General features: G+C 65.0%; 19 protein-coding genes. 11 read left to right on the forward strand and 8 right to left on the reverse strand.

Going from position 1 to position 21,847, the window contains the following annotated elements; all coding sequences use genetic code 11:
* Nucleotides 1-101: 101 nt before the first annotated feature.
* The 7 genes from LCM4577_RS29770 to LCM4577_RS29800 form a co-directional block, all read right to left on the reverse strand.
* Nucleotides 102-1,349 (reverse strand): ABC transporter substrate-binding protein, encoded by a 1,248-nt coding sequence (locus LCM4577_RS29770; protein WP_071074559.1) that lies wholly within the window; start codon nucleotides 1,347-1,349, stop codon nucleotides 102-104.
* 47 nt (nucleotides 1,350-1,396) lie between these two features.
* Entirely contained in the window at nucleotides 1,397-2,557 is a 1,161-nt protein-coding gene (gene argE / locus LCM4577_RS29775) for an acetylornithine deacetylase (protein ID WP_071074483.1), read from the reverse strand.
* Between the two features lie 41 nt (nucleotides 2,558-2,598).
* Nucleotides 2,599-3,495 (reverse strand): amidohydrolase, encoded by an 897-nt coding sequence (locus LCM4577_RS29780; protein ID WP_071074484.1) that lies wholly within the window; start codon nucleotides 3,493-3,495, stop codon nucleotides 2,599-2,601.
* Nucleotides 3,496-3,680: 185 nt separating this feature from the next.
* Nucleotides 3,681-4,748: a branched-chain amino acid aminotransferase gene (locus tag LCM4577_RS29785; RefSeq protein ID WP_071074485.1), complete on the reverse strand. Its 1,068-nt coding sequence runs from the start codon at nucleotides 4,746-4,748 to the stop codon at nucleotides 3,681-3,683.
* A gap of 65 nt (nucleotides 4,749-4,813) precedes the next feature.
* The gene (locus LCM4577_RS29790) at nucleotides 4,814-5,833 is read right to left on the reverse strand and encodes a succinylglutamate desuccinylase/aspartoacylase family protein (protein ID WP_071074486.1); all 1,020 of its coding nucleotides are present in this window, start codon (nucleotides 5,831-5,833) and stop codon (nucleotides 4,814-4,816) included.
* Between the two features lie 232 nt (nucleotides 5,834-6,065).
* The gene (locus LCM4577_RS29795) at nucleotides 6,066-6,983 is read right to left on the reverse strand and encodes a helix-turn-helix domain-containing protein (protein WP_071074487.1); all 918 of its coding nucleotides are present in this window, start codon (nucleotides 6,981-6,983) and stop codon (nucleotides 6,066-6,068) included.
* Between the two features lie 303 nt (nucleotides 6,984-7,286).
* Nucleotides 7,287-7,607, reverse strand: coding sequence for a DUF1330 domain-containing protein (locus LCM4577_RS29800; protein ID WP_052467793.1), 321 nt, complete (start codon nucleotides 7,605-7,607; stop codon nucleotides 7,287-7,289).
* A 128-nt stretch (nucleotides 7,608-7,735) separates the two neighbouring features.
* Between LCM4577_RS29800 and LCM4577_RS29805 the strand changes: the two genes are divergently transcribed.
* The 3 genes from LCM4577_RS29805 to LCM4577_RS29815 all read left to right on the forward strand — a co-directional run bounded on the left by LCM4577_RS29805 (nucleotide 7,736) and on the right by LCM4577_RS29815 (nucleotide 9,825).
* Complete coding sequence (locus LCM4577_RS29805; protein ID WP_071074488.1) at nucleotides 7,736-8,185, forward strand: Lrp/AsnC family transcriptional regulator; 450 nt, start codon at nucleotides 7,736-7,738, stop codon at nucleotides 8,183-8,185.
* Between the two features lie 109 nt (nucleotides 8,186-8,294).
* Complete coding sequence (locus tag LCM4577_RS29810) at nucleotides 8,295-9,065, forward strand: 2-keto-4-pentenoate hydratase (RefSeq protein WP_041006639.1); 771 nt, start codon at nucleotides 8,295-8,297, stop codon at nucleotides 9,063-9,065.
* Nucleotides 9,066-9,090: 25 nt separating this feature from the next.
* Nucleotides 9,091-9,825, forward strand: coding sequence for an SDR family oxidoreductase (locus tag LCM4577_RS29815; protein ID WP_041001918.1), 735 nt, complete (start codon nucleotides 9,091-9,093; stop codon nucleotides 9,823-9,825).
* A gap of 26 nt (nucleotides 9,826-9,851) precedes the next feature.
* Here the strand turns inward: LCM4577_RS29815 and tssH are convergent, their stop codons facing one another.
* Entirely contained in the window at nucleotides 9,852-12,671 is a 2,820-nt protein-coding gene (gene tssH / locus LCM4577_RS29820; protein WP_071074489.1) for a type VI secretion system ATPase TssH, read from the reverse strand.
* Nucleotides 12,672-13,004: 333 nt separating this feature from the next.
* Here tssH and tssA point away from each other — a divergent pair, with 333 nt between their 5' ends.
* The 8 genes from tssA to tagH all read left to right on the forward strand — a co-directional run bounded on the left by tssA (nucleotide 13,005) and on the right by tagH (nucleotide 21,846).
* On the forward strand, nucleotides 13,005-14,180 hold the full coding sequence (gene tssA, locus LCM4577_RS29825; RefSeq protein ID WP_071074490.1) for a type VI secretion system protein TssA: 1,176 nt from the start codon (nucleotides 13,005-13,007) through the stop codon (nucleotides 14,178-14,180).
* Nucleotides 14,181-14,185: 5 nt separating this feature from the next.
* Nucleotides 14,186-14,722, forward strand: coding sequence for a type VI secretion system contractile sheath small subunit (gene tssB / locus LCM4577_RS29830; RefSeq protein WP_040985731.1), 537 nt, complete (start codon nucleotides 14,186-14,188; stop codon nucleotides 14,720-14,722).
* Nucleotides 14,723-14,725: 3 nt separating this feature from the next.
* Nucleotides 14,726-16,231 carry a type VI secretion system contractile sheath large subunit gene (gene tssC, locus LCM4577_RS29835; RefSeq protein WP_071074491.1) on the forward strand — a complete coding sequence of 502 codons (1,506 nt, stop codon included), beginning with the start codon at nucleotides 14,726-14,728 and terminating at the stop codon, nucleotides 16,229-16,231.
* Between the two features lie 68 nt (nucleotides 16,232-16,299).
* On the forward strand, nucleotides 16,300-16,749 hold the full coding sequence (locus LCM4577_RS29840) for an Hcp family type VI secretion system effector (RefSeq protein WP_164772067.1): 450 nt from the start codon (nucleotides 16,300-16,302) through the stop codon (nucleotides 16,747-16,749).
* Nucleotides 16,736-17,488, forward strand: coding sequence for a type VI secretion system baseplate subunit TssE (tssE, locus tag LCM4577_RS29845; RefSeq protein WP_071074492.1), 753 nt, complete (start codon nucleotides 16,736-16,738; stop codon nucleotides 17,486-17,488). Before LCM4577_RS29840 ends, tssE begins: the two co-directional genes overlap by 14 nt.
* 1 nt (nucleotide 17,489) lies before the next feature.
* Nucleotides 17,490-19,364, forward strand: a complete 1,875-nt coding sequence (gene tssF / locus LCM4577_RS29850; RefSeq protein ID WP_071074493.1) for a type VI secretion system baseplate subunit TssF — start codon at nucleotides 17,490-17,492, stop codon at nucleotides 19,362-19,364.
* On the forward strand, nucleotides 19,328-20,395 hold the full coding sequence (gene tssG, locus LCM4577_RS29855) for a type VI secretion system baseplate subunit TssG (protein WP_071074494.1): 1,068 nt from the start codon (nucleotides 19,328-19,330) through the stop codon (nucleotides 20,393-20,395). Before tssF ends, tssG begins: the two co-directional genes overlap by 37 nt.
* A complete protein-coding gene (tagH, locus tag LCM4577_RS29860; protein ID WP_071074495.1) occupies nucleotides 20,392-21,846 on the forward strand; it encodes a type VI secretion system-associated FHA domain protein TagH in 1,455 nt (484 codons plus the stop codon). The genes tssG and tagH overlap by 4 nt, the downstream gene beginning before the upstream one ends.
* Nucleotide 21,847 lies beyond the last annotated feature (1 nt).

Here is a 21,847-nt window from a genome sequence, read left to right on the forward strand (position 1 = left end):
GAAAGCGAAACGCTGTTGGGCTTCGGCGCCGGGAAGAAGCGCCGGCGCGATAGGTCGCGCCAGCACATCGGACATTTCGGGTGCCGACCGGAAGACTTCGGCTATTGCTTGATCCAAGGCGGAAGCTTGAAATCGCCCGTGGCGTATTTCTTCGGCCCGATCAGGAAGCGCTTGCCGTCCCAGATCTGGTAGAAGGTCACCGGAATATGGTTCTCGTCCTGCACGGCGAGATGCGTCGCCTGGTCGAATTCCACCGGCCCCGGCGCGGCGTCGACCTTGGTTTCGCCGAGCGCCTTGCCGATTGCGTCATGATCCTTGGGATCGCCGACCTTCTCCAGCGCGGCGAAATACATCTGGGCCTCTTCGTAGAGAGCCGAGCCGTAGACGCCCGAAGCGACCTTGAACTTGTCCTGGTACTTCTTCAGCACCTCCTGCCCGCGCGGCCAGCCGGGCGAGTCGATGGCGCCGCCGATCAGGTTATAGAGGACGCCGTTCGACTGCTCCTTGGTCAGGTCGACGAATTCGGGCACCGACGGCGCATATTGCAGGAACACCAGGCTCTGGGTCGGCTGTTCCAGGAACTGTTTCAGGAACAAAGCGGAGTTCGAGGGCTGATAGTCGGTGTTGACCACGAGGTCGGGCGGGTCCTGCCGCACCTTGGCAAGGATGGCGCGCCAGTCGTTGACGGGGCCGAACGGCACCATCTCGTCCACGGTCACGGTCCAACCGGCGGCGGAGAAGGATTTCTTCATGCCTTCCGAGATGACCTTGGAATAAGGGTTGTCGGACGAGATCATCGCCAGCTTCTTGGCCGCCGGCTTGAACTTGCCGTCGGCGATCAGTCCTTCCACCAGGGGAAGCACGTCGGTCTCGTAGCCCTTGTAGGACGGCGACAGCGACCAGCAGCAATTGTWGTTGCCTGGGTCCTTGCTCACGATGCCGGCGAACGAACCGGACGGGCCGGACGAGATGTAAGGCATGTTGGCGTCGGCGAAGAGATCGACCTCGAACAGCGACAGGCTGGCATAGCCGGTCAGCACGACCTGGACGCCTTCGGTGTTGATGAGGCGCTGCGCCGCGCTGCTGACATTGTCGGGCGACCCGTCCTTGACGTCCGCCGAGATGATCTCGAACGTGTGGCCGGCCACGCCGCCGCTGGCGTTCTTTTCGTCGACGGCGAGCTCCACGCCCTTGATGAAGTCCGCACCGTCGGAGGCCGAAGGTCCCGAAAGCGGCGCGAGCACGCCGATCTTGATGACGTCGGCAGCCGCCACGCCCATTGCCGTGCCCAGGGCCGACGCGCTTAGCGCGCCGACGAGAAGCAATTGTCTCAGTAGTCCCCTCTGCATGAGATCATTCCCCATTTTTGCGATGTTCAGTCTCCACGGCATGCCTCTCAGGCATGACGCGCATGGTCAATCAGCCGGTCGATGAAGCCGACACAACGTTCGAGCTGCTCGACGGCGATCCATTCGTCGGTTATGTGCGCCTCACTGTCGCGCCCCGGACCGCAGATGATGGTCGACATGCCGGCGGACTGGAAGATGCCGGCCTCGGATCCATAGTTCACGGCCGTCACCTCGTTACGGCCGGCAAAACGCTTGGCAAGCGTTTCGGCGTGCGAGCCCGCATCGGGAATGAAGGGCGGAACGTCATAGGCGATATTGGTCACCACGCCGGAGCCTGCGAAGCCTTCCTTCATGGCTGGAACGACCTTGCCGTCGCTGAACGCCCGGAACCTTTCCACCAGCGTCTCCAGCACGCCGCCGCGTGTGGCGCGGATATCCCATTGGAAGGCGCAATCGCCGGGGATCGCGTTGCGCGCCGTGCCTCCCTGGACGACGCCGACGCTCACCGTCGTGTAGGGCACCTCGAACGGCGAGTCCGCCTCCGGCGCCGAACGGAGTTCGTTCGCGTAGGAGCGCAATTCTCCCATCAGGTCCATGGCGTGGAAGATGGCGTTCACGCCGAGGTCGGGGCGCGAGGAGTGACAGGCCTTGCCGGTCACGGTGGTGAGCAGGCCCGCGCTTCCCTTGTGGCCGCCGACGACGCCCATGCCGGTCGGCTCGCCGACGAAGACGGCAAGTTGCGGCGGCAAGGTCTTCGCCATGTGCTCGATGATGCCGTGCACGCCCAGGCATCCGACCTCTTCGTCATAGGACCATGCGAGATGGATGGGCGCTGCAAGCGGCTTCTCCAGCATGGCGGGTACGCCGGCCAGCGCGCAGGCGATGAAACCCTTCATGTCCGAGGTGCCGCGGCCATGGAGCCTGTCGCCGTCACGCCACATATTGAACGGATCGCGCGACCACTCCTGTCCCTCGACCGGGACGACATCGGTATGGCCGCTCAGCACATAGCCTGGACGGTCGGCCGGCCCGATCGTCGCGAACAGGTTGGCCTTGGTGCCGGTCGCGTCGGGGATGATGACGCTCTCCACCCCGAAACCGGCGAGATAGGCCTTGATGAAGTCGATCGCCTCCAGATTCGACCGGCTGCTGACGGTGTTGAACCCGACCAACCGGCTCAGGAGTTCGATCGCGGAAGAATGTGTCATTGTCTTTCCTGGTTCGCCCGGTTCGGCGCAGTGATTGCCGATCAAAGCCGGTAGAAGCGCTTGGCGTTGTCGTGGAACAATCGCGATTGCTCCTGTGGCGACAGGACGGCAGCGATCTTCTTGAAGGTGTCGTAGATCTGGTCGAAGCTCATCTGGATCTTCGAGACCGGATAATCCGTGCCGAACATGCTGCGCTCGGTGCCGAAACAGTCGATGCAATGCATGGCGACGTCGCGCACGCTTTCCAGCGTCCAGTTGTGGTCWTAGGCGCCCGGGTTCGAGATCTTGATGGCAATGTTGGGACAGGCGGAGATGTGCTTCAGGCCGTCGCGCCAGCGCTGCATGCCTTCCGGATCGCGGTCGATCGGGCTGCCGCAATGATTGATGATGATCTGCAGGCCGGGAAGCGCCTCGGCGATCTCCCGCACGACGCCGGCCTGGTAGGGATACATCATCAGCTCGAGATTGAGCCCATGCTCCTGCAGCCGGGCGATATCGCGGCGCCACTGCGGGTTACGCCCAAGCTCGGGGTCGGTCACGAAGCATTTCTTCGGGTCCGGGTGCCAGCTCAAAATGCCGCGGATGCCGGTCATCCGGTCGAACGCCGCCTGTCTCGCGATGGCGTCTRCCGCTTCCGGCTTGCCCAGCGAAGCGCCACCGACGTAGCGAGATGCGACGCCCTTCGACTTGTCCAGGGTTTCCAGCCAGCGGGTCTCCCCCACCGGATCGCCGGCCCACAACGCCTCGATATGGACCGTGGCGACAATATTATGTCCGCTGGAATCGCGCACATAATTGTCCACCAGATAGTCCGTGGCGATCTCGGAAAGACCGGCTACCGCCTGCACGGAAGGATCCGTGGGCAGCAGCCATGGATGCTTGCCCATGGAGAGATCCCACAGGTGATGGTGCGGATCGATGATCGGTCCCGAATACATGAACACTCCCGGTGTGGAGACGCGGCCAAACCGGGAGTGTCAGCGTTCACGACTCCTACCGGAACCCGCATGCTAACCGTCCCTGCCCGGTCCGCAACCCAAGCAGTCATAGTGATTGCAACAAAAATGCCGGTATTGTCTTTCCGGGACACGATTTCACGGAAAGGACTCCACCGGCATCCATCTCAGTCGACAGCGACGGACCAGCCATGCCTGTCGGGCACGGCGCCGGCGTGAAGTCCCGTCAGCTGTTCGAACAACTTCGCCGCCACCGGCCCTGTCTGGCTGCCGTTGACGACGATCTTTTCGCCGCGCCAGGCGAGCTCGCCCACGGGAGAGATCACGGCAGCCGTGCCGACGCCCCACATCTCCTCCAGCCTGCCCGTCCTCGACGCCGCCACCACGTCCTCGATGTCGATGGGCGCCTCGGCCACCTCCATGCCCCAGTCACGCAGGAGCGTGAGCACGCTGTCGCGCGTGATGCCCGGCAGGATCGAATCGCTCAACGGCGGCGTGAGGATGCGGCCGCCGATCTTGACCATGATGTTCATGGTGCCGACCTCCTCGAGGTAGCGGCGCTGGACGCTGTCCAGCCACAGAACCTGGCTGAAGCCGGCGGCGGCGGCCTCGCGGCCCACCTTGAGGCTGGCGGCATAGTTGGCGCCGGCCTTGGCCGAGCCAATCGCGCCCTTGGCCGCGCGCACACGCGTCTCCGAGACGAGGATGCGTACCGGGCCGGCGCCTTCCGAATAATAGGAGCCGACGGGGCAGAGGAAGATGAGATAGGTGTAGGTCTTGGAAGGCCGCACCACCATGTAGCCTTCGGTTCCCACCATGGTCTGGCGCACATAGATGGCGTTGCCGCGCTTGGCCGGCACCCAGTCACGGTCGAGACCGATCAGCTTGCGCATCGCCGCAAGCACGAGGTCGGGATCGACCGCCGGCATGCACAGTTCGCCCGCACTGCGGTTGAGACGCGCGATATGGGCCTGCGGCCGGAAGAGATGGATCGAGCCGTCTTCGCGGCGATAGCCCTTGGACCCATCGAAGATCGACTGGGCATATTGGATGGCGGAGGACGAGGGGTGGAGCTGCAGCGGGCCGAACGGCACGATGCGTGGGTCGTGCCAGCCGCGTCCTTCCGTGTACTCCATCTGGAACATGTGGTCGGAGAAGTAGTCGCCGAAGCTCGCCTTGAGGTCTTGCGGGATGGACTTGCGCGCCGCGGCGCGCGTGACGGGAATGTCATGCATGATGCTATGGATATCCTGATTGTCGATGAGGGTGGCGGGCGGTGCCCGCGCAACCGAGGTGCCGCTCAGGCCGGGGACGCCAGATGCCCCAGGCAGTCGCCGGCTTCCACCAGCGAGAAGGTGCGAATGCAGACGGCGAAACCGCCATGCCTGAAATGGACGGACACCGGTTCGGCCCAGGGATTGTCCAGATCGTAGATCAGACCGGCAAGCGCGCCGGCCGGGACCTCGTCGCCGAGCGCGAAGCGCGGCTCGAAGAAGCCTCGGCGCGGAGCGAAGGCATAGAGGCCTGGATCGTCCATCACCAGCCGGCGCACCTTTCCACGGCGCTTCGGCAAAGGGGCCGCGGGCGCCAGCACCTTCAGATGCGACAGCACCGCGCGCAGGCCGTTCTCCACGACAGCCAGCCCTTCGATATTGACAGTCGAGCCGCCGCCGAACTCCCCGGTGACGAAGAAGACGTTGTTCTGGTGCGCACAGTTGCCGATGACGCGGTCTTCGCCGCTCAGCGCCCGGATGCTGTCGAAATACACCACGTTCGGCGGGTCGAAGGCGTCGATGAACTCTTCGAGGTGCTCTTTCTGAGCGGGATCGGACCAGCGCGGCGCGAGCAGCGTCGGCAGATATTGCAGCGAACTTCCGCCGGCGTGGAAATCGACCAGGTAGTCCGAACGCGGCAACAGCTCGGTGGTGACATAATGCGCAATCATCTCCGTCGCCGTGCCGTTGCGCTTGCCGGGAAAGGTGCGATTGAGGTTGATGTCGTCGATGGGCGAGGTGCGGGTGCCGGCGACAAAGGCGGGGTAGTTGACCGCCGGGACGACGATCAATCGTCCCGAAAGCCGGGAAAGGTCGAGCTCACGGACAAGCCGCGCCAGCGCGATCGGTCCCTCATATTCGTCGCCATGGACGCCGCCGGTCAAAAGGACCGTCGGGCCTTCACCGTTCTTCGCCACCGCGATGGGGATGGCGATGTGGCCATAGGCGGAGCGATGCACGGAATGCGGCAGCCTGAGCGTGCCCGTCTGCAGGCCGTCGCGATCGAAGTCGATATTCGTTCCGATCATGGACTTGTCGTCGCTCATCGCATCCCTCCGTGCTTCAGCCGCATCGACTGGCAAGCGTAGGGCGAGCGAGAAAGGCAAGTCTTGCGCGATAGGGCCTAAAGCGCGTCGCGATCCTCCAGATTCGCTCCATGCGCTTAGTTCTTGATTCTATGCATGTCTTTGTCCCGAGACCGGTTCCACTTTCGGGAGACATGCATCGATCTTTCGCAGATCGGCCATAGCCGGCGCCCGTGCGGGCCAGCCCATCCGTTCAGACGAGCTCACGCCGCCAGCGCATCGGCGTCAGGCCGGTAGCCTTGCGGAAACAGGTGGTAAAATGGCTCTGATCGGCGAACCCGCAGGTGAGCGCGACGTCGGCCAGTTGCAGCTTCTGCTTCCTCAGCAAGTCCTTGGCGCGGTCGACGCGCCTGTGCACGATGAAATTGTGGGGCGTCTGGCCTGTGGACTGGCGGAACATGCGCGTGAAATGCCGCACGCTCCATCCGGCCAAACGGGCGAGATCGGCGAGCGCGATTTCTTCCTGCAGATGGGCGTCGATGTAATCGCAGACACGCCGCCAATCACGCGAGGAGAAGGCGCCGGTCGCCGGATGCGGGGTCCCGGCTTTCGCAAGGATGAGAACCTGGCAGATCAGCGCAAGCACCATGCTGTCCACCAGCATGCGGCCCATCGGACCTTCTGGATCGCCAAGCGTCCAAAGCTGCTGGAGAAGCGTGCTCACCACGGTGTTGGGCGCCGTGGAGCCGGACAGCGGCTCGAGCGCCGATGACAGGTCGTCGGGACATTCCGGGCCGAGCAGCCTTCTGACATGGTCGACCGGCACCGCCAGGATGACCAGCTTGCGGGGACCGCCGACGCGCCAGCGGCTCTCGACATTGGGCGGCACCACGATGAGATCGCCGGTGCGGGATTTTCCCCCTGCCCACCCGGCCCCCATGTTCCAGTCGTAGGAACAGGCTGGCGCCGACAGCGGCGTGGATATGACGACTTCCTCGACGGCCGGGTCGGCAAGCTCGTGCCGCCCCTGCTCGACCAGTATCATGCTGTAGCGCCCGGTGCCCTCGATGGTGCGATGCTGCTGGGGAAAGGCGGAATAGGAAGACCTGCGGTAGAACTCCGCATAATTCTCATACGCTTCCCGCCCGACCTGCACATTCTCGGTCCTCATGACCGGCCTCCAAGGAGCCAAACTTCGCTTCGCAAATTCGACCTGAAGCGGGTCGGCGTTTCAAGGAAAACTCGCACTGCCCCGCTCGCGTTTGTAGCATGAACTTTTCCGGGGACCGCAAGATGCGTTCCCCGGATCGTGCTCCAAGTTTTTGTTTTCATGCATGTGGTTGTCCCAGAACCGCTGCACACTTCTGGGCGACATGCATTTTTGCTCTTCTGCATGTCGTTGTCCCAGAACCGCTGCGCACTTCTGGGCGACAAGCATGAAGGACGCACTTTGCCGGCTCAACAGCCTGGCCGCTCAGACGAGCGGGTCGGGAGCCGCGCTTTCGCCGCGACCCTGCTGCAGGATCATCCGTCCGCGGTCGGAGGAGGCGCGGCGGTACTTCGACGCCGCCTGATAATCGGTATCGTTGTACCAGGCCTGGGCCGTGGCCTCATCCGGAAATTCGAGGATGACCATGCGGTCGGTGAAGGTCTCACCCTCGCAAGTGGTCACCGGATCGCCCCGCGTCAGGAACTTCCCGCCATATTTCTTCAACGTGGCAGGGGTGAGCGCGGTGTACTTCTTGTATGTCTCGGGATCGTGGACCCGCATCGTGCAGATCATATAAGCGGCCATGGCCTCCTCCTTGATTTTCGATCGAGCTTATAGCTTTGTCGAAGCGCATTCACGATAAATTTCGGTTGTTATCGCCAGCCTTTCGCGCATAATCACCAAGGTATCGAGAAATTGTAGCTGAAAGCGCCATGGTCCCACTGGACGCCATCGACCATCGCATCCTGCGCGAGCTGCGGCAGGACGGCCGTGTCTCGACGGTGGATCTGGCCGAGCGCGTCGGCCTTTCGCCCACGCCCTGCGCGCGCCGGCTGAAGCGGCTCGAGGAAACCGGCGTGGTCCAGGGCTATGCGGCCCGTATCGATCCGGCGGCGCTGGGCCTCGGCGTCTGCGTGATGGTTTCCGTGCGGCTAGGGCAGCAAGGCCCCGAAGGGGCCGGCCTGTTCCTGGACGAAGTGGCGAAACACCCCGAGATTACCGAATGCCTGCTCGTGACGGGAAATATCGACTACCTGCTGCGGGTGTGGGTAAAGGACATCGCGGCGCTCCGCGAATTCATCAGCAACGTGCTGCAATCGATCCCATCGGTGGCCGAGACATCAACGATGGTGGTGCTCAACCCCGATGAGACCAATCTCTAGGTCTGAGAAATCTTGGTGCAAGCGATATCGCCCCTCAGGTCGATGGCCTGTCACGCTTTGGTCCGGCAATCGTTGAGCGAATTGTCGAACGGGAATGGAGGTATCTGACATGGCATTCGATATCGTTGGGGCGGCGCAAGCGCTGGTGCGCGGCCATCGCGACAACACGCAGTTCGTGACGATCGAGGGATTGTCGGACCTTGCCTCCGCCTACAAGGTCCAGGATGCCTATGTCGGCACGATCATCGGCGACGATCGCATAGCCGGTTACAAGATCGGCCTGACCTCGCGCAGCATGCAGAGCATGTGCGGGATCGACCATCCCGTCGCCGGCGCAATCTTCGGGCGGCGGGTCATGCACAGCGGAGCAAAGCTCTCGCTGACAGGCTACGGCCATCTCGGCGTGGAATTCGAGATCTGCGCCCGGCTCGGCCGAGATCTTGCGCCGCGCGCCGCACCCTATACCCGCGACGAGGTCGCCGCCGCGGTCGACGGCGTCTGCGCGGCGGTCGAGGTGGTGGATGATCGCCATGCCGATTATTCGGTATTGGATGTCCGCTCGCTGGTGGCCGATAATTCGTGGAATGCCGGCGTGGTGCTGGGCGATTTCGTCGCCCCGCCGGCAGCGCTGGAGAAAGTCGAAGCGGTCGTCTACCAGGACGGTGTCGAGATCGGCAGAGGGGTGGGCGCCGATGCGCTCGGTCACCCCTATGAGCCGCTGGCCTGGCTGGCCGACCATCTCGGCGCTTCCGGCAGGGGCATGAAGGCGGGCGACATCGTCATGACGGGCAGCATCGTGCGCACGCGCTTCCCCGACAAGGCTTTTTCCTATCGGTTCGACATTGCGGGTCTTGGCAGCGTCGAGGTCAGCGGCGCCTGAGCCGCCGCATCATCGGAGAGAACGGATGGATCTTGGATTGAAGGGCAGGAACGCGCTCGTGCTGGGCGCTTCCAAAGGATTAGGCCGCGCCGTGGCCAAGGAGTTGCTGGACGAGGGCGCGCGCGTGGCGATCTGCGCCCGCACCGCCGCCGCGCTGGAGCAGACCGCCCGCGAGATCGGCGCGACGGCGCTCGTCTGCGACCTCGCGAAGCCGGGCGCTGCGACGGAGCTGGTCGAGCGGGCCAAGGCGACGCTCGGCGCGCCGGACATCGTGGTGGTCAACACCGGCGGCCCGCCCACCGCGCCCTTCGACGAGATCACCATCGAGCAATGGCGCGCCGCCTTCGACAATCTGTTCATGAGCGCGGTGGAGATCGTGCGGGCGGTGCTGCCTTCGATGCGCGAGAAGAAATGGGGCCGCGTGCTGTTCGTGACCTCCATCGCCGCGAAGGAGCCGATCAACCGCTTCGCGCTCTCCAACTCGCTGCGCGCCGGCATCCACGGACTGATCAACACGCTGAGCAAGGAAGAAGGAGCCAACGGCATCACCTTCAACGCGCTGATGCCGGGCTATACGCTGACCGAGAGGCTGGCGGATGCGAAGCTCGACCTGGAAAAGGTGAGCCAGGCGATACCCGCCAGGCGCATCGGCCGTCCCGAGGAGTTCGCGGCGCTGGCAGCCTTCCTCGCCTCCGACCGCGCCTCCTACATCACCGGCCAGGCCGTCGCCTGCGACGGCGGCGCGCTGTGGTCGATCTGAGGGCGTCGTTCCCTCACGGTCGAGGTCTATTCGAACGAATAGGTAAATCCTTCCGGCGACGCACCCACGGTGACTTTCGCCATCTTCTTGCCCTCGAGCGAGCGGTTGAGCACRCCGCGGCTGAGTTCCGGCAGCAGCGTGTTGGTGAGGATGGCGTCGATCATGCGGCCGCCGGATTCGATTTCGGTGCAGCGCGCCTTGACCAGATCCATCACGCCGTCCCCGATCACCAGTTCGGCGTCGTTCGTGGCCTTGAGGCGCTTGGCGATCTTGCCGAACTGATGCCGGGCGATCGCCTCGATCATCGCGTCCGACAGCGGATAGTAGGGAATGGTCACCACGCGACCGAGGAAGGCGGCCGGGAAGACCTTCAGCAGCGGGGCGCGCAGCGCGGTGTCCAGATCGTCGATGCCGGTTCGCACCGTGCCGTTCTTCGTGCGATCCATGATGACGTCGGAGCCGACATTCGAGGTGAGCAGGATCAGCGTGTTCTTGAAGTCGATCCGGCGGCCTTCGCTGTCGTCCATCATGCCCTTGTCGAAGACCTGGAAGAAGATCTCGTGCACGTCGGGGTGCGCCTTCTCGACCTCGTCGAGCAGGATCACCGAATAGGGTTTCCTGCGCACCGCCTCGGTCAGGATGCCGCCCTTGCCGTAGCCGACATAACCGGGCGGCGCGCCCTTCAGCGTCGAGACGGTGTGCGCTTCCTGGAACTCCGACATGTTGATCGAGATCAGGTTCTGCTCGCCGCCATAAAGCGTCTCGGCCAGCGCCAGCGCGGTCTCGGTCTTGCCGACGCCGGAGGGACCGCAAAGCAGGAAGACGCCGACCGGCTTTTCCGGCGCGCCGAGACCGGCGCGGCTGGTCTGCACGCGCCGGGCGATCATCTCCATCGCGTGGTCCTGGCCGACCACGCGCTCTGACAAGGTGGCGGCGAGCTTGAGCGCCTTTTCGGTCTGGCTGGAGAGCATGCGTCCGGTCGGGATGCCGGTCCAATCCTGCACCACGGCGGCGACCGCATTGCGATCGACCGACGGCAGGATGAGCGGTGTCTCGCCTTGCGCCGCGGCAAGTTCGGCCATCAGCTCGCGCAGCCGCGCGAGGTCACCGGCCGGCTCGGCGGAAGCCGTTTCGGCCTTCGCAGTCTTGGCCGGCTTGGCTTTGGAGGCTTTGGTCCTCTTGGTCTCGTCAGCCTTGCTCTCGCTGATCTTGCTTTCGGGGAGCTTTTGCTCGGGCGCCTTTGCCGCGCCCTCCGCACTCGCCGTCTCCGCAGCGGCCTCTTCGCCCGCTGCCTCGTCGAGCGGCACGCCTTCGCCGCGTAGTTTGGCGCGCAGGTCGAGTATCTCGCTCACCAGCGCTTTTTCCCGGTCCCAGCGCCCCTGGGCTGCGGCCAGACTTGTCTCGGTTTCCGCCAGCCCGGCATCGACACGGGCCCGGCGGTCGGCGACGTCGATGCCGATCGCCGCCTCGCGGGCGATGATGCCGCCCTCCACTTCGAGCGCCTGGCGGCGGCGCAGGATATCCTCGACCTCGGCCGGCGTCGCATGCTGCGAGACGGCGACGCGGGCGCAGGCCGTGTCGAGCAGGCTGACCGCCTTGTCCGGCAATTGCCTGGCCGGGATATAGCGATGCGACAGCGAGACGGCCGCCTCGATCGCTTCGTCCAGGATCTGCACCTTGTGGTGCTGCTCCAGGACGCCCGCGACGCCGCGCAGCATCAGCACGGCCACCGCTTCCGAGGGCTCATCGATCTTGACCACCTGAAAGCGACGGGTGAGCGCCGGGTCCTTCTCGATGTGCTGCTTGTACTCGGCCCAGGTCGTAGCGGCGATGGTGCGAAGCTCGCCGCGCGCCAACGCCGGCTTCAAGAGATTGGCGGCATCGCCGGTGCCGGCCGCGCCGCCGGCGCCGATCAGCGTGTGCGCCTCGTCGATGAAGAGGATGATCGGCACCTCCGAGGCCTGGACCTCGTCGATGACGGCCTTCAAGCGCTTCTCGAACTCGCCCTTGACGCTGGCGCCCGCCTGCATCAGCCCGACATCGAGCATGCGCACGCTGACATTCTGCAATGTCGGCGGCACGTCGCCCTGGGCGATGCGCAGCGCAAAGCCCTCGACCGCCGCCGTCTTGCCGACGCCGGCCTCGCCGGTGAGGATCGGGTTGTTTTGCCGGCGTCGCATCAGGATGTCGACGATCTGCCTGATCTCCGGATCGCGGCCGACGACCGGATCGATCTTGCCGTCGCGGGCGCGCTGGGTGAGATCTGTGGCGTACTTGGCTAACGCCGAATCCCCGCCCGGACCGCGCTTCATCGGCGTCTCGGCAGCAGCGGCAGCAGGAGGTGAGCCGGCTTCGAGCGAGCCTTCGGTGACATCGGCGAAGCGGGAAATGACACCGTCGGCGTCGATCTTGTCGAACTCCGCGCTGATCTTGGACACAAGGCCTTCCAGCGCCGGCGTCTTCAGGCAGGCAAGCAGGATATGAGCGCTGCGCACCTCTTCGACGCCGAATTCCAGCGTCGCCAGATTCCAACCCTCCTGGATGGCGTGAAAAATATGGTCGGAGAATTCCTCCACCGAGGTGGCGCCATAGGGCAGCTTGTCGATGGCGCGCGTCATGTCGGCCGTCAGCCGGCTGACATCCAGCCCGGCGTCAGCGACGATCATCTGCACATCCGAGCGCTCGGACAGCACCAGCTGCTGGATGAAATGGGCGAGCTCGACATAGGGGTTGCCGCGCAGCTTGGCCGTGTCGGCCGCGGCCTTGAAGGCGCGCACCCCCGTGGCGTTGAGCTTGGCGACCAGTTCCTTACGCTTGAAGCTCTGCGATGACCGGCGCTGTTCCATCGAACCTGCTCCCGCAACCTGCCGACCGTACCCTGCCATATAAGCGGCTGCTTGACAAAGCCGCGTGACGGACAGGGCTTTTTGAAATTATCCGGGCGGCACCGCCCGGTTACACAAGCCTTGCAAACTCGCGGCCAACAAACACGATTGCTGTCCAGGCTATGCGAGCCATTTCACATACCGGGCCCGGCAATCGCGCAATGGGTTTCGCCGAAGAGAACGGTCGCGTTTAGCTTCCGTTAGTTTTTGCGCAGATGCTCAATTGTCGTCGCATGAGGCCAGTGATAACGTTACGTCACATAGGGGTCTCAGGGCCGCTGGCTGGGGGTTAGTGTGATTGATCTCGCACTCTGGCTGAATCCTCTGAACGGTGAGAATCCGTCGGGAGAGGACTTGCGCAACGACCCGGCCTTTCATGAGCTGGAGCGCCTGACCGAACCTCAGCTCAAAGTTGTCCATGACGGCAACGGCAAGCCCATATCGCAGTCCAGTCCGGTCGACTGGACGGCGGTGCTCGAAAGGGCCGAAGAGCTGCGCTCCCGCGGCCGGGACCTACGCCTGCTGGTCATCGTCGCACGGGCCTTAGCCAACGAAGAAGGGCTGGCCGGCCTCGCCCAGGGCCTGACGCTCATCGCCAGGACCTTCGACCAGCATTGGGACACGATGCATCCGGCATTGCGGGCGAACGCGCCGCCGCGCGACGCCGCCTTGCGCCGCATCAACGCGCTRCTCGATCTCCAGAATGCCCAGGAAGGCCTGCTGGCGAACCTGCGTGGAACCGTCTTCTTCTCGCCGCGCCAGGTCGGGCCGATCAGCGGACGCGACCTGGAACAGGGCGCGCTCGACGAGCGCGTCATGCTGCAGGAAGCGGCCTCGGGATTGAACGCCGCCGAGAAGGCGGCATTGGTAAGCGCGCACAACCAGTTGCTGAACCGGGTGCGCGCCGGATGCGCGGCGCAAATCGATCAGGCCGGCGAGGCGATGACGTCGCTCCTGGCCGACGCGCATGCCGCGATCGCCGCCCTCGACGCCGTGGACGCCGCGCTCAACGCACGCATCGAAGGCCATGGCGCCACCGTCCCGGAATTGAAGAAGTTCCTGCAGCGTTTGCTGACGACCCTGGAGCGGAATTCCGGCGCCGGCGCGACAGCCAACGGCGCCGTGAAGCCCGCGCCGCAGGCGGCAGCGGAGCCAGCAACGCCCGCCCGCAACGGTCATGGAGCCGAGACGATGGCAAGTGTGGCAAGCCCCGTGGAAGCGAGCGCCGGTCTACCGGACCGGATCAACTCGCGCGACGAAGTCGTCAAATGCCTCGACCTGGTCGTCGCCTTCTATGACCGTACCGAGCCGTCCAGCCCCATCCCGCATCTCGCCCGGCGCGTGCGCCGGATGGTGCACATGGATTTCGTGGAACTGATGGAAGATCTCGCCCCGTCGGGGCTGAAGGAATTCCGGCTGCTTGCCGGTGTCGCCGATCCCAAGAAGCCGGCCCAGAAGGATGAAAGGTAACCAGCATGCCAGCAGAGAGCAAAGCGAAGGTCATCGAAAGAAACCGCGCGCCGCGCGTGCAGATCGCCTACGACGTCGAAACTTACGGCAGCCCGACGACGATCGAACTGCCGTTCGTCATGGCCGTGATGGCCGACCTTGCCGGCGCGTCGCAGACCAAGGAAGCGTCGAAGTCGGTCCTCGACCGCAACTTCGTCGAAACCGACGCCAACCGCTTCCCCAAATTCATGGAAGCGATGGGGCCGCGCGTGAAGGCCAGAGTAAAGAACACCCTGCCGCAGGCCGAGGGCCAGGAGCGGGACGAAGAGCTCGCCATCGACCTCACCTTCTCCAAGATGGGCGATTTCGCGCCGGACAAGATCGCCGAGCAGGTCCCGCAACTGGCCGAGATCCTGAAGATGCGCCGGCAGCTCGAGGAGCTGCTGGGCTTCATGGACGGCCGCGTCGACGCCGAAAAGCGCATCGCGCAGCTTCTGAACAACGAGCCGCTGCTGAGCAAGATCGCCAGCCAGGCGATGGATGACGGCAAGGGCGAGGAGTAAGTCATGGCCGAACAGCAAAAGACCGCAGCCGCCACCGCCGAGGCGGAAGCCATCGATCTCGGCGAATTCAGCGGGCTCCTTGAAAAGGATTTCAAGGTCAAGAAGGACGACAGCGAGAAGCTGCAGCAACTGGTGCGCAACCTGGCACTGGCGGCCCAGTCCCGCTCCGAGACGACGACCATCTCGTCCAACGCGATCAAGTCGATCAAGTCGCTGATCGCCGGCATCGACAAGATGCTGACGAACCAGGTCAACGAGATCCTGCATGCGCCGGAAGTGCGCGAGATGGAAGGCACCTGGCGCGGCCTCTGGTACCTGATCAACAACACCGAGACGGATAGCAAGCTGAAGATCCGGGTGATGAACATCTCCAAGGAGCAGCTGGCCGACACGCTGGAAGACTATGAAGGCCAGATGTGGGACCAGAGCCCGATCTTCAAGAAGGTCTACACGGACGAGTATTCGATGCTGGGCGGCGAGCCGATCGGCTGCATCATCGGCGCCTACGAGTTCTCGAACCATCCGCGCGACGTCGGCCTGCTGCGCAACATCTCCGGCGTGTGCGCCTCGGCGCACACGCCGTTCATCGCCGCCGCCTCGCCGCGGCTGTTCCGCATGGACAGCTGGCAGGAACTGCCGAACCCGCAGGACCTGCAGATGATCGTCAACAACCCGGCCTATGCCTCATGGCAGTCGCTGCGCGAAAGCGAGGATGCCCGCTATATCGGGCTGACCATGCCGCGCGTCTTGGCGCGCCTGCCCTACGGCTCGGAAACCGTTCCGGTGAAGGGCTTCACCTTCGAGGAAGAGGTGGGCGGCGACCACAACAAATATGTCTGGATGAACGCCGCCTTCCCGATGGGCGTCAACATCAACCGCAGCCACAAGCTCTATGGCTGGGGCACGCAGATCCGCGGCGTCGAGAACGGCGGCACGGTGCTCAACCTGCCGGTGCACGCCTTCCCGACCGACGACGGGTCGATCGCGATGAAATGCCCGACCGAGGTCGCCATCGACGACCGGCGCGAGGCGGAACTGGCGAAGCTCGGCCTGATGCCTATCCTGCACCGCAAGAACACCGACCTTGCGGCCTTCATCGGCGCGCATTCGCTGCAGGACGACGAGACGCGCGCCGGACGCCTGGTCGATCCGGACGCGCAGTCGAACGAGCGGCTCAGCGCCAACCTGCCCTACCTCTTCCCGGTCTCGCGCTTCGCGCACTACCTCAAGGCGATCGCGCGCGATAAGATCGGCTCGTTCAAGGAACGCACCGACATGGAGATCTGGTTGACCGAATGGATCAACCGGTACGTGCTGGCCAATCCAGCCTTTGCCGACGACAAGGCGCGCGCCAAGCGTCCGCTTGCCGCCGCCGAGGTCCAGGTCGACAGCGTCGAAGGCCGGCCCGGTTACTACAATGCCCGTTTCTATCTGCGTCCGCACTACCAGCTGGAAGGCATCAACGCCTCGCTCCGGCTGGTGTCGGAACTGCCGTCGGTGAAGGGCTGAAATCGTAAAGTCATCTTGTTTCGTAGCGGTGGAGAAAGACAATGCCAGACAGAACCGATGCGCCTTCGATGAAGATCGACGGCTTCCTGAAAGTCCCGGACATCAAGGGCCCGAGCAAGCGCGACGGCCATGAGGACGAGATCGAGATCCATGGCGTCGATTACAAGATGATCGCGCCCTACGACCCGAATTCGCTCTCGCGGCGCGGCCGCGTGTCGATGGGAATGATCAAATTCTTCAAGCATTACGACAAGTCGTCGCCCTACCTGAAGAAGGCCCTGTTCGAGAACAAGGCGCTGGACGAGGTGGTGTTTTCGGCACGCCGCACCATCGACGGCGAGACCAGCGACTATCTGGTCGTCACGCTCACCGATGCCTCGATCATGGAATACGACATGCGGCAGGCCCGTGACGAGGCGGATCTGATCGAGGAAGAGGTCAGCTTCGCCTACAAGAAGATCAAGTTCGTCTACGACAAGGACGACGAGATCGAAATGGACGTCTATGTCGGCAAGTGAGGCCAAACGGCCTGGCGCGAAAGCGCAGCTGGCCGGCAGCTCCCGGGCAAAACGCGAGGCGGTCCAGCCCTCCCTCTGGGATCGCCTCGTCAACGATCTGCCCGGGCTGACGTCGGAGATCGACGGGCTGCGCCGTCTGCTGGACGAAGAACTCGGCGCCGAGCGCGTCGAGGCTCTTCTTGCCGGCAGCGCGCGTGTCATCGATGCCGATGCGGAATTGACGCCCGAGCAGAAACGGCGACTGCACCGGCTGGTCTTCCAGACCGAGCATCGCGCCGAAATCGAAAACCGCGGCGTGGTGGTGTCGGCGCGGGTGCTCAGGGAAGCGGTCCGGCGTGACATCGAGGCCCTCTTCAACACCGAGCGTTTCGAGTCCGTACCGATGCTTTCCGATGCCGAACATGAGCAGCCCCTGGACGAATTGCCGCCGCTCGCCGATTTTCCGGAAGTGCGCCGCAGCGTCGTCAACTATGGTGTGCCGTCCTTTTCGGGCCGTTCGTCGCGGGATTTCGACCGCGATACCCTGGCGCGCGAGATCCGCGCGGTGCTCGCCACCTTCGAGCCGCGTCTCAAGGAAAGCGCGACGACCGTCAACGTCACGCTCGGCGACAAGAGCGTCGGCCTCAGGATCGAGATCGACGCGGTGCTGATCATGACGCCGACGCCGGAACGCATGCGGCTGCGCACCACGATCAATCTCGACAACGGCCTGGCGCGAACCGAATTCCGGGAGACCTGAGATGGATCGGGTCTTCGTGGAGTATTACGAAGAGGAACTGACCCATATCCGGGCGCTGGCCGCGGAATTCGCCGACATGCATCCGGCGGTCGCGCGCAACCTTTCCCTCGATACCGTCCCCTGCCCCGACCCCTACGTCGAACGGCTGCTCGACGGCGTGGCTTTTCTTGCCGCGCGCACCCGGCTCAAGGTCGACGCGGAGCGCTCGCGCTTCTCGCGCGCCGTGCTCGACGTGCTCTATCCGGACCTGGTGACGCCGGCGCCGGCGACGGCGATGGCCGTGCTGAAACCCGGACAGCAGGTGCAGTCGATGATCGCCGGCCACGCCGTCGCGCGCGGCACGCGGCTGGTTTCCGGCCTGCATCCGGGGTTGTCGACGCGTTCGACCTTCACAACCGCGCAAGAGGTCACGCTGTGGCCGATCGCGATCACTTCGGTCAGCTATTTTCAGGACCGCAGCGCGCTGGCCGCCGCCGGCATCGCGCCGGTCGGCGGCGTGCGCGGCGAAGCGGCGTTCCGCATCGCGTTCGCGCGAACCGGAAAAGGCAAGCTCAGCGAATTGTCGCTCGACCGTCTCGACCTCTATTTCGCCGGGCGCGCCAAGGCGCCGCTCCTCTTCGACGCGATCTTCGGCGCCTGCTCGGCCGTCGGCGCGCGTGCGGAAGGCAAGACCAATCCGCTCACGGCGCTGCCCGAGCCCGAAATGATCGGGATCCACGACGACGAAGCGCTGATGCCGCGCACCCGCCCGACCTTCGAGGGATACCGGCTGCTGCGCGAATATTTCATGATCCCGGAGCGCTTCCACTATGTGCGGGTCGCCGGCCTGCAACCGGTGGTGCGCAAGTGCGATGCGGGAATGGAGATCATCTTTCTGTTCCGGCGGCCGGTTCCGGAGCTCGCCGATGTGACGGCGGCCGATTTCGAGCTGTTCGCGACGCCGATCATCAATCTGTTCGAACGCGAGTGCAACGTCATCGAGATCGATCCGCGCCGGACCCGGCAGGTCCTGCATGCCGATCGCACCCGGGCGCGCGACTTCGAGATCTTCCGCGTCACCCGGGTCGAGGACGCCGACGCCGAAGGCAGCGAAGCGGTCATTCCCGAATTGTTCAGCCTCGGGCAGAACCGCGGCAGCGGCTGGGTCTACTCGACGGAGCGGCGCCCGCGCCGGGCGACGGAGGACGAGCGGCGCGACGGCCTGACCCGCACCTCCTATACCGGCGACGATGTCTTTATCGCGATCTCGCGGCCCGCGGGAAGCCCGGCTAACCGGCCGCTCAAGCGGCTCGACGTCATGGCGCTCTGCACCAACCGCGACCTGCCGATCCTGGACGACACGCCGACGCTGACGCTGGAGACCGCCGATCCGGTGGAAGCGGTGCGGCTGCTCGGCGCGCTGCGGCCGCCGCAGCCGGCGATCCCGGCAGCGCTGCCGGCGGGCGCCGGAGGCGAATCCCGCGCCGATAATCTCGCCTGGCGGCTGGTGGCGCAGCTCTCGCTCAATTTCCTCAGCCTTGCCAAGGAAGGCCGCGGCGTCGATCCGCTTCATGCCTTGCTCGACCTCTACGCCGATCGCGGCGATCCGAGCCTTGCCCGCAATGTGCACTCGATCACCCGCATCGACTCGCGCCCGGTGATCGAGCGGCTCAAGATCGACGGGCCGATGTGCTTCGGCCGGGGCACCGAGGTGACGCTGCATGTCGACCAGTCGGTCCTGGCGGGCCAGAGCTCGCTTTTGCTTTCGGCCCTGCTGGCGCGGCTTTTTGCCCGCCATGCCGGGATAAATGGTTTCGTGCGGACGCGTACGCGGCTGCTGCAGAAGCAGGAGGATGTGCCATGGCCGATGACGCCCGGCAATCGCTACCTGATCTAGCGGCGCCCGCAACGCCAGCGGCCGACCCGCTGTCGGAGGGGTATGACTTCTTCGAGCTGCTGCGCCGGCTGGAGCAGCGGCGCGGACTGTTCGGGCATTCCGGGACGGCGGAGCGCGAGCCGGCAAGGCTCGGCCAGCATGTGCGCCTGAGCTTCTCTGCCCGGGATGTCGTAAAATTCCAGGACGCGGGCGACAAGGCGCCGGCGCGGGTGACCGTCGCCAATCTCGGCCTGCTCGGACCGGAAGGGCCGATGCCGCTGCATCTGACGCGCTGGGTGCTCGACCGGCTGTCGCAGCGCTGGTTCACCGGCGCCGACGCCGAGCAGACCAGCGACACGACCTTCGTCGACTTCGTCAACATCCTGCAGCACCGCATGATCGCGCTCTATTATCGCGCATGGGCGGACGCGCATCCGGCGGTGCAGGTTGAACGTTCGGTGGGCGGGCGCGTGCACGCCATGCTGGAAGCCATGGCCGGCATCGGCCTTCCCGGCACCCAGGATCCGGAGCTCGACACCGTGCGGCTGCGCCAGGCCGGGTCGCTGGCCAACCAGGTCGACGGCGCCGAGCGGCTGACGCTGTTCCTCGCCACCGCCTTTAAGGTGCCGGTTGAGATCAAGGAATTTGTTGCCGCCTGGATCACCGTTCCGAAGGCGCTTCAGAGCCGCATCGGCAAGGCCTATGCGGCGCTCGGCGGCGGCGCAACGATCGGCCCGCGCGTCTTCAGCCGCCAAAGCCGGATCGAGCTGCGCGTCGGCCCGCTCGGCCTCGACGACTTCAAGTCGTTCCTGCCCGGCGAACGGCGCGTTGCCCTGTTCAAGAAGGCGGTGCGCGACATGATCGGCGAAGCGCTCGACGTCGATCTCAGGATCGTGCTCGCGCGCGACGCGGTGCCTGCGCCGAAAATGGGAACCATCCAGCTCGGCCGGACCTCCTGGCTTTCACGCCCCGCCGAAAAGGGGGACGCCGACGATCTCAGGCTGCGCACCATCGTCGGCTGGCGGCCGGACATGGCGGAGGCGGCCGCATGAGCCTGCTGCTGACGCTCGAACAAGGCCCGCGCTCGCAGGCGGTCAGGCAGACCCGGCTGGACGAGGGCGAGCTGGTGATCGGCCGCAGCGCCGATGCCGGCTGGCAGATCGACGATCCAGACATGTTCGTCTCGCGGGCGCACTGCAAGATCAGCGGCGGCCGCGACGGCTATTACGTCACCGACACGTCGAGCAGCGGATTGTTCATCGACGATTCCGACAGCCCGCTCGGCACCGGCAGGTCGACGCGGCTGCAAAGCGGCATGCGGCTGCGCATGGGCGACTATGTGCTTCATGTCGAGGTGCAACCCAGCGGCGGCCGCACTTCGATCGGCCAGGCGCCGGTCGCCAACGCCACGCCGGCGTGGCCGCCGCCGCAATCGCGCACGCCGCCCAGCATCGGAGGCGACGACTTCTTCTCGGCCAAGGTCGAGGAGGAACCGCAGCGGCCGCGCCCAGCAGGATTGCCCGATCCGTTCGAGCAGCCTGTGCCCGGAGCCTATGATCGCGCCTCGAGCCAACGCAGCTCGCCCGCCTTCGACGACCCGTTCAGCCTCGATCCGGTGGCGACGCCGGCCTCGAACGGCGAGCCCGCCGCCGGTGGGCCGGACCCGTTCGGTTTCGGCGACATGCCATCGCGCAACGACACGCCCGAGCCCGTGTCGAGACCGTCCGCTTTCGACGATTTCGGCTTCGGGCCGGCCGAGACGCCTGCATCCAGCACCAGCGCCGGTGCGGCCGGTCGCGAAGAGCGGCCCGCCGAGAAGCCGAAGGCTGCCCGCCCATGGGAGGTCCCAGCGCAGTTGGCCGCTCCCCCTGCTCCGCCGCAGCGCCCCGCACCGGTGTCCAAGCCATCACGTCCGACGCAGCCGGCGGCCAGCGAAGCGGCGCTGCGCGCCGCTTTCCTGCGCGGCATGGGGGTGGAGGAGGCTGATTTTCCCGGGCGCGATCCGATCGCCGAGATGGAAAAGTTCGGGCGGGAATACCGGCTGATGCTCGACGGCCTGATGCAGCTCCTGCGCAAGCGCGCCGAGGAGAAGGGCAGCGCGCGCGTCGCACAGACGGTCGTCGGATCTTCGGAAGTCAACCCGCTCAAATTCCTGCCGACGGTCGAGGATGTCATCGTCACCATCATCGCGGAACGCAGCCCGGGCTTTCTCTCCGGCGAGGCCGCGATCAGCGATGCGGTCAAGGATCTCGCGCAACATCACGTGCGCGCCTGGCGCGGTGTGCAGGCAGCGCTTCGGCGCATGATCGACCGTTTCGATCCGGCCGCCATCGAGGAAGAGCTCAAGTCCAATTCCGCGATCGGCAATCTGCTCGCCGGCGGGCGCAACGCCAAGCTGTGGGAGCTCTACCAGAAACGCCATCGCGACATCGCCCAGAGCGCGGAATCGAGCTTCCTTGGCGAGATCGGCGCAGACTTCAGGGATGCTTACGAAGAGGAGTGAA

The sequence above is a fragment of the Mesorhizobium sp. LCM 4577 genome (assembly GCF_001854795.2).
In the GTDB taxonomy this organism is placed as follows: Bacteria; Pseudomonadota; Alphaproteobacteria; order Rhizobiales; family Rhizobiaceae; genus Mesorhizobium; species Mesorhizobium plurifarium.